9 protein-coding genes are annotated in these 6,409 nt (G+C 60.1%); 1 reads left to right on the top strand and 8 read right to left on the bottom strand.

Going from position 1 to position 6,409, the window contains the following annotated elements:
- Positions 1-125: 125 nt before the first annotated feature.
- The 8 genes from QZY48_RS15440 to thiS form a co-directional block, all read right to left on the bottom strand.
- Entirely contained in the window at positions 126-323 is a 198-nt protein-coding gene (locus tag QZY48_RS15440; RefSeq protein ID WP_295432368.1) for a type II toxin-antitoxin system HicB family antitoxin, read from the bottom strand.
- 144 nt (positions 324-467) lie between these two features.
- Positions 468-698, bottom strand: coding sequence for a DUF2283 domain-containing protein (locus QZY48_RS15445; RefSeq protein ID WP_295432369.1), 231 nt, complete (start codon positions 696-698; stop codon positions 468-470).
- Positions 695-964 (bottom strand): hypothetical protein, encoded by a 270-nt coding sequence (locus QZY48_RS15450; RefSeq protein WP_295432371.1) that lies wholly within the window; start codon positions 962-964, stop codon positions 695-697. The genes QZY48_RS15445 and QZY48_RS15450 overlap by 4 nt, the downstream gene beginning before the upstream one ends.
- Positions 965-1,166: 202 nt before the next feature.
- A complete protein-coding gene (locus QZY48_RS15455) occupies positions 1,167-1,412 on the bottom strand; it encodes a type II toxin-antitoxin system HicB family antitoxin (RefSeq protein ID WP_295432374.1) in 246 nt (81 codons plus the stop codon).
- Positions 1,413-1,588: 176 nt separating this feature from the next.
- Complete coding sequence (locus QZY48_RS15460; protein WP_295432376.1) at positions 1,589-1,780, bottom strand: type II toxin-antitoxin system HicB family antitoxin; 192 nt, start codon at positions 1,778-1,780, stop codon at positions 1,589-1,591.
- A gap of 347 nt (positions 1,781-2,127) precedes the next feature.
- A complete protein-coding gene (locus tag QZY48_RS15465) occupies positions 2,128-2,622 on the bottom strand; it encodes a hypothetical protein (protein WP_295432378.1) in 495 nt (164 codons plus the stop codon).
- A gap of 432 nt (positions 2,623-3,054) precedes the next feature.
- Entirely contained in the window at positions 3,055-3,852 is a 798-nt protein-coding gene (locus QZY48_RS15470) for a thiazole synthase (RefSeq protein ID WP_295432381.1), read from the bottom strand.
- 102 nt (positions 3,853-3,954) lie between these two features.
- Positions 3,955-4,155, bottom strand: a complete 201-nt coding sequence (gene thiS, locus QZY48_RS15475; protein WP_295432383.1) for a sulfur carrier protein ThiS — start codon at positions 4,153-4,155, stop codon at positions 3,955-3,957.
- Between the two features lie 350 nt (positions 4,156-4,505).
- Between thiS and QZY48_RS15480 the strand changes: the two genes are divergently transcribed.
- Positions 4,506-6,323 carry a long-chain fatty acid--CoA ligase gene (locus tag QZY48_RS15480; protein ID WP_295432385.1) on the top strand — a complete coding sequence of 606 codons (1,818 nt, stop codon included), beginning with the start codon at positions 4,506-4,508 and terminating at the stop codon, positions 6,321-6,323.
- Positions 6,324-6,409 lie beyond the last annotated feature (86 nt).

Here is a 6,409-nt window from a genome sequence, read left to right on the forward strand (position 1 = left end):
ATTCGACGAGCGAGAAAATGAGCATGTGCGTGGATCCAAAAATATTTTAGTATAGACTATCTCATTATCAGTTATTATTGGCTAATAGTAAAGCATCACACATTTGGCCTCATGAGCCGACATATCTAAGCCGCTATATCCACTTCACGAACTTCCTGACCCCGGCTCATTTCTTTAACCGCAGCCAGATACTCCTGAATAGCGTCATGAATGTTCTCGATGGCTTCTGCATCGGCATCTCCCTCAGACCAACACCCGGGAAGGCCAGGAACCGAAACGCTAATACCATCTTCTGTACGATGTAGAATAACCGTATATTTCATTCTGACTACTCCGATTGTTGACGTTGAGCCAATTTATTCCCAAGGCCGAAACCGTGGTCTGTCCCCGGTTCCTGGTCCCCGGTTCCTGCCGGTTCCTGTCCCCGGTTCCGCCTGTCCCCGGTTCCGCCCCGCGGGCCTTATCCATTAGGCAACTTTTCTCGACAGATGCAGCAGTCTTGCTTGAACAGACTCAAGAAGCGTATCGCGAAGATAAGAACTTGCGTTGATAATCTCCAAACCAATCAACTCGCCCTTTGCATTCAACTCAGCCGTGACATCAGGACTAATTTCAACGCTCTCTGCCTCTGGCTCCTCAGCAATGCAAAGGTGAAGCGTGTCAACATCTTCAAAATAGGCGATTTTGGTGCAGGTCATTTTTGGAACCTTCCGCTTTTGATTCGGTATGCCACTTGCTGCCTGGTCGTGGCGTGAACAGTGACAGGAGTAACTGTCAGATCATCAGTGATGTCATATGGAATCATCACAAGATCACCCCGGTGCTTGCCGACCGCAACCATTCGACGAGTAGCGGTATCGAAATATTTTTCCTCTGAATATCTGAGAATCTGCTCCAGTATCAAAATGTCAAAGCCGCGCAACTCTGCGCGGTAAACGAGATATTTGGTCCAAAGAACTTTCACAGACGGCTCAAAAAGTAGCTAAGGAGACGCTAGAACATTGGGTCCAGGGTAAAGAGGGTAAAGGAGAGGATAAAGAGGGGTAAAGGAGTCAGAGGGTATAGTCTCCTAACGGAGTAAAGGAGTAAAGGGGTCAGAGGAGTAAAGCAGGGAGTAAAGGGGTCAGGGAGTAAAGGGGTCAGAGTAAAGGGGTCAGTACCCTTAATCAACGGGTTTCATCGTAAAGGGTACTGACCCCATTTCCTCTGACCCCTTTTCCTACTATATCCACTTCACGAACTTCCTGACCCCGGCTCATTTCTTTAACCGCAGCCAGATACTCCTGAATAGCGTCCTGAATGTTCTCGATGGCTTCTGCATCGGTATCTCCCTCAGACCAACACCCGGGAAGGCCAGGAACCGAAACGCTAATACCATCTTCTGTACGATGTAGAATAACCGTATATTTCATTCTGACTACTCCGATTGTTGACGTTGGGCCAATTTATTCCCAAGGCCGAAGCCGTGGTCTGTCCCCGGTTCCGCAAGATTCTCCCGTCTTCGGATTCTGATACCAGTCGTGCCTGCCGCCGTGGCGTATCAAGACGCAGCCCATTTGTTGTAGCCTGGCGATGAGTTGGCGCCTTTTCATGCGACGGCGAGTTCTCCGACACGGCGTACAGAAGGGATGGCACCGCTAGTCATGTCCTTGTAAATGTCTCGCAGGTTTTCCTGGAGGTCTTCTAGCGTTTCACCTTGCGTCATGTAATCTGGGTATTCTTCCAGATACCCAAGCCACATGCCTTCATCTTGCCAATACCTATACTTGAGCACTGTCATTGCATGCCCTTACTGGTTAGGACCTGTTACCAATAAAAGGGCTCTGACCCCTTTTCCCCCTTTTCCCCCGAAACCGTGGTCTGTCCCCGGTTCCGCTGCGGTTCCGCTGTCCCCGGTTCCGCTGTATCACCGGCAAATGGAATTTGGAGGCCGCGCATAAGTCCTATGCAAAGAATTGGATAGAGGAATTCGTTCCAAGTATCATAACCTATAATAAATTATGAAAAATACTATAGCCCCTTCTTGGTGTTACGGTATTGTCGGCCATTGTCAAATTTCCACTCGGTCATTGACCTAAAGCCAGAATTAATCCACGCAGCAAGGCAGTGTCGGATTGAATGGATTTTTTAGGTGACATATACGGTAGCTTCAGACAAAGCTCTTTGCATTAGATTAGTCAAATAGATTGTGTCATTGGACCGAGAAATCTCATCTAGGAACGTGCGTGCTGGGTCGATCGTATACTTTTCTTTGGGGCGCTCAAGGAGTAGTGCGTCAAATATCACATGTACCTTGTCTGGCAAGAGAAAAAACTTTGCGGTTTCAGCTACGTGACAGCCAACTCCGACAGAAACGACCCTGGAGATTGGGCGCTCAAACTTTGAATCTCTAATTCCAGTTAATATGCTGTGATGCGTCGATATGTTTCGGAGCGCCTTGAAGAACCGGAAAATGCTGAGTTCGCGCAAAGCTTCTTTCTTGGGGTCAGACAGCATTTCCTCTATTGATACGTAACAGAAAACGAAAGCATCGAAGTATGCTGTCATCAAGAACAGAGTATCGTTATAGTCTGCTGTTCCGGCTTCTTTCAATCGCTCAAGAAAAAACTCTGCCTCCCTCAATCTCAGTTGAGGGGGTGTCAAATTTGCGAACTCGGTAACAGATGTCATTCTTTATGTCGCCTAACGCTCTGCGTCACGGCCCCGTCCGAGCCGAGGCGTCTGGTTTGAGCCGCCAGCCGTAGAGTTTACCCCCAAGCCCTTGGTCGGGGTAGCACCCGCCTTTCTCAACCCGCCAACCCGGCAGATCGCACCGCGTCAGGCTTTCGATGCTACCGGCCTGCGCAAGCTGGTAGGCCGCCCTCCCCTGCGGAGTGTTCGCCCAAGCCGCCGCCGCCGTCTCGTCCCGGGCCGAACCACGCGCCGCTCGGCGGTCGATGATGCGGTTCGTTCCTCACCGCATCCTACCGGGCTCGGTTACGACAACGACAAACGCGCACTTCGTCGCACCAGCACCTGGAATCCAAGGCGTCAGCCTTGGATTCCAGGTGAGGATCAGAAGAACAGCCCCGTCAGTGGCGATGAGGCGGAGGCGAAGCGCTTGGGCGCCATGCGCCCGGCGAGGAAGGCCTCGCGCCCGGCTTCGATGGCCTTGCGCATGGCGCTCGCCATGAGTACCGGGTCCCGGGCGGCGGCGATGGCGGTGTTCATCAGTACCCCGGCGCACCCCAGTTCCATGGCCACCGCGGCGTCGGAGGCGGTGCCGACGCCCGCGTCGACCAGCACCGGGACCTTGGCGTTCTCGACGATTGTCAGGATGTTTAGGGGGTTGCGGATACCGAGCCCGGAACCGATGGGGGCGGCCAAGGGCATCACCGCCACGCAGCCCAGATCTTCCAGTCGCTTGGCCATGATGGGGTCGTCATTGGTGTAGACCATGACGTCGAAACCGTCCTTGACCAGGATCTCCGCCGCCGCCAGGGTGGCGACCACGTCCGGGAACAGGGTCTTTTCGTCCCCCAGGACCTCCAGCTTGACCAGGTTGTGGCCGTCCAGGAGTTCGCGGGCCAGGCGGCAGGTGCGCACGGCGGTGTCGACGTCATAGCAGCCGGCGGTGTTGGGCAGGATGGTGTAGCGCTCCGGGGGCAGCACGTCCAGGATGTTGGGCTCCCCGGGGGTCTGGCCGATGTTGGTGCGGCGCACGGCGACGGTGACGATCTGCGCGCCGCTCGCCTCGATGGCGCGGGCGGTCTCGGCCAGGTCTTTGTATTTGCCGGTACCGACCAGGAGGCGTGAACCGTATTCCTGGCCGGCGATGATGAGGCTATCGGACTGGGCGGGGGCTTGGGACATAACGGGGACTCCGGCTGAGATGCGATGGGGGGTCAGGATAAACCGGCAGGCGCCCGGCCGTCAGCCGTCAGCCTTCAGCCGTCAGCCTTCAACCTTCAACCGTCAGCCCCCGCCGACCGCCTGGATGATCTCCACCCGGTCCCCAGGCCCGAGCAGTTGCTGGTCAAAGCGGCTGCGCGGCACCAGTTCCCCGTTCAGTTCCACGGCGATGCGCTTGCCGGTCAGGGCCAGGGTCGCGATCAGGGCGGCCATGGGGATGGCCTCCTCGACCTCGGCGGCTTCTCCGTTGATTTCGATCTGCATGAGCGGCTGGTCTCCAGGCGGCGTGGGTGCTGGGGCCCGATTCTATCCCAGCCGGGGCCGCGGGGGATGAAGGATGAAGGATGAAGGATGAAGGATGAAGGATGAAGGATGAAGGATGTAGGGGGCTGGACCTCGCGGGTGGGCCGCCTGACTCCGCGCGCTTCGCTGTCGGCTCTTTCAACGGGTTGGCCCGATTGCAAAATCATGACAGCCTCGCTACCTTACGCGCCGCCCATTCACGCGGGCCGCCCCGGCGTCGCCCCGCCTTGGCGGGCACCGCCAGGCAGGTGCCCGCGAGACCCACCGCCGCGCGTGGCAAACCGAGAAACCCACTCGATGAGGACACTGCCGTGAGCCAATGGTCAGAGGACCTGATCTCGATCGAGCGCGCCGGAACCCTGGACGGGCTTTTTTTTCAACGGGTTCGGCGCTCCCCGGAGCGTGTCGCCTACCGCTTCCATGACCGGGATGCGGGCTGGCGGCAACTGACCTGGCGCGAGCTGGGGCAGGCGGTGGCGCGCTGGCGCGCCGCCCTGGCGGGTGAGTCGCTGTCCGCCGGCGACCGTGTCGCCATGGTGCTGCGCAACTGCCCGGAGTGGGTGATGTTCGACCTGGCGGCCATGTCGCTGGGGCTGGTCACGGTCCCGCTCTACACCGATGACCGGGCGGACAACGCCGCCTATATCCTCCAGGATGCGGCGGTCAAGGTGCTGCTGGTGCAGGACGCGGGCCGCTGGAAGCGCCTGGCGGAGGCGATCGGGCGCGCGCCCTGGCCGACGCGCGTGGTGCTCCTGGACGGTGGTGCCGAGGCGCTGCGCCTGGCGGGGGTGGACCCGCGGGTCCGGGTCGCCGAGGCCTGGCTGCCGGATACCGCCCCGGAGCCGCCCCCGCGGGAGGCGGATACCGGTTCGCTGGCGACCATCGTCTATACCTCCGGCACCACCGGGCGGCCCAAGGGGGTGATGCTCTCGCACGGCAACCTGCTGTCCAACTCACACGCGGCGGTCACCATCATCGACTGCTATCAGGAGGACGTGTTCCTGTCCTTCCTGCCCCTGTCCCACGCCCTGGAGCGCACCGGCGGCTACTACCTGCCGATGATGACCGGGTCCTGCGTCGCCTTCGCCCGCTCCGTGGCCCAGCTCGCGGAGGACATGCAGAGCATCCGCCCGACGGTGATGATTGCCGTACCCCGGGTCTTCGAGCGGATCTACGCCCGCATCGCCGACCAGTTGGCCACCCGTCCGGCCCCGGTGCGCTGGGTCTTCCGGCTGGCCGTGGCGGCGGGCTGGCGCAACTTCCAGCGCGTCCAGGGGCGTGCCGGCTGGCATCCCCTGCTGCTGCTGTGGCCCGCGTTGCGCCGCAAGGTGGCGGTACCGGTGCTGGACAAGCTGGGCGGGCGCATGCGCGCGGCGGTGAGCGGCGGGGCCCCGCTGCCCTACGCGGTGGCGCGCTTCTTCCTGAGCCTTGGGCTGCCCCTGTTGCAGGGTTACGGGTTGACGGAGACCAGCCCCGTGGTCACGGTCAGCCCGCTGGAGGACAACATCCCGGAGAGCGTGGGCGTGCCCATCCGCGGTGTTGCGGTGCGCATCGGCGCGAACGACGAGCTGCTGGTCAAGGGCCACAACGTGATGCTGGGCTACTGGAACAACCACGCCGCCACCGCCCGGGTCCTGACCCAGGACGGTTGGCTGCACACCGGGGACCAGGCGCGCATCGACGGCCGGCATGTCTACATCACCGGCCGGATCAAGGACATCCTGGTCCTGTCCAACGGCGAGAAGGTGCCCCCGGCGGACCTGGAACTGGCGATCAGTATGGACCCCCTGTTCGAGCAGGCCATCGTGCTGGGCGAGGGCCGCTCCTATCTCACCGCCCTGATGGTGCTCAACGGCGACCTGTGGAACGGCCTGGCCCGGGAGTTCGGGCTCGACCCGGAGTCGCCCAAGAGCCTGGACGACCCGCACCTGCTCCGGGAGATGGTCAAACGGGTACGCCTGGCGCTGCGCGACTTCCCCGGCTACGCCAAGATCCGCCGCACCACCCTGACCCTGGAGCCCTGGACGGTCGAGAACGGCCTCATGACGCCGACGCTGAAGGTCAAGCGTGCCCAGGTGGTGGAGCGCTACCGCGAGGCGATCGAGCAGATGTATACCATGGACGCCTGACGCCCGCCGCCGAGCGGCAAGCGCGGGGTGCGATCAGAACTGATGTGGTGACCGAGATCCCGGGTACCCTGTCGTTGTCGTTGTCG

Source organism: uncultured Thiodictyon sp., from assembly GCF_903828115.1.
In the GTDB taxonomy this organism is placed as follows: Bacteria; Pseudomonadota; Gammaproteobacteria; order Chromatiales; family Chromatiaceae; genus Thiodictyon.

Excerpts from the sequence above, each read along its gene's own strand:
- QZY48_RS15440 (WP_295432368.1), bottom strand. The coding sequence starts at position 323 with ATGAAATATACGGTTATTCTACATCGTACAGAAGATGGTATTAGCGTT.
- QZY48_RS15445 (WP_295432369.1), bottom strand. The coding sequence starts at position 698 with ATGACCTGCACCAAAATCGCCTATTTTGAAGATGTTGACACGCTTCAC.
- QZY48_RS15455 (WP_295432374.1), bottom strand. The coding sequence starts at position 1,412 with ATGAAATATACGGTTATTCTACATCGTACAGAAGATGGTATTAGCGTT.
- QZY48_RS15460 (WP_295432376.1), bottom strand. The coding sequence starts at position 1,780 with ATGACAGTGCTCAAGTATAGGTATTGGCAAGATGAAGGCATGTGGCTT.
- QZY48_RS15470 (WP_295432381.1), bottom strand. The coding sequence starts at position 3,852 with ATGTCCCAAGCCCCCGCCCAGTCCGATAGCCTCATCATCGCCGGCCAG.
- thiS (WP_295432383.1), bottom strand. The coding sequence starts at position 4,155 with ATGCAGATCGAAATCAACGGAGAAGCCGCCGAGGTCGAGGAGGCCATC.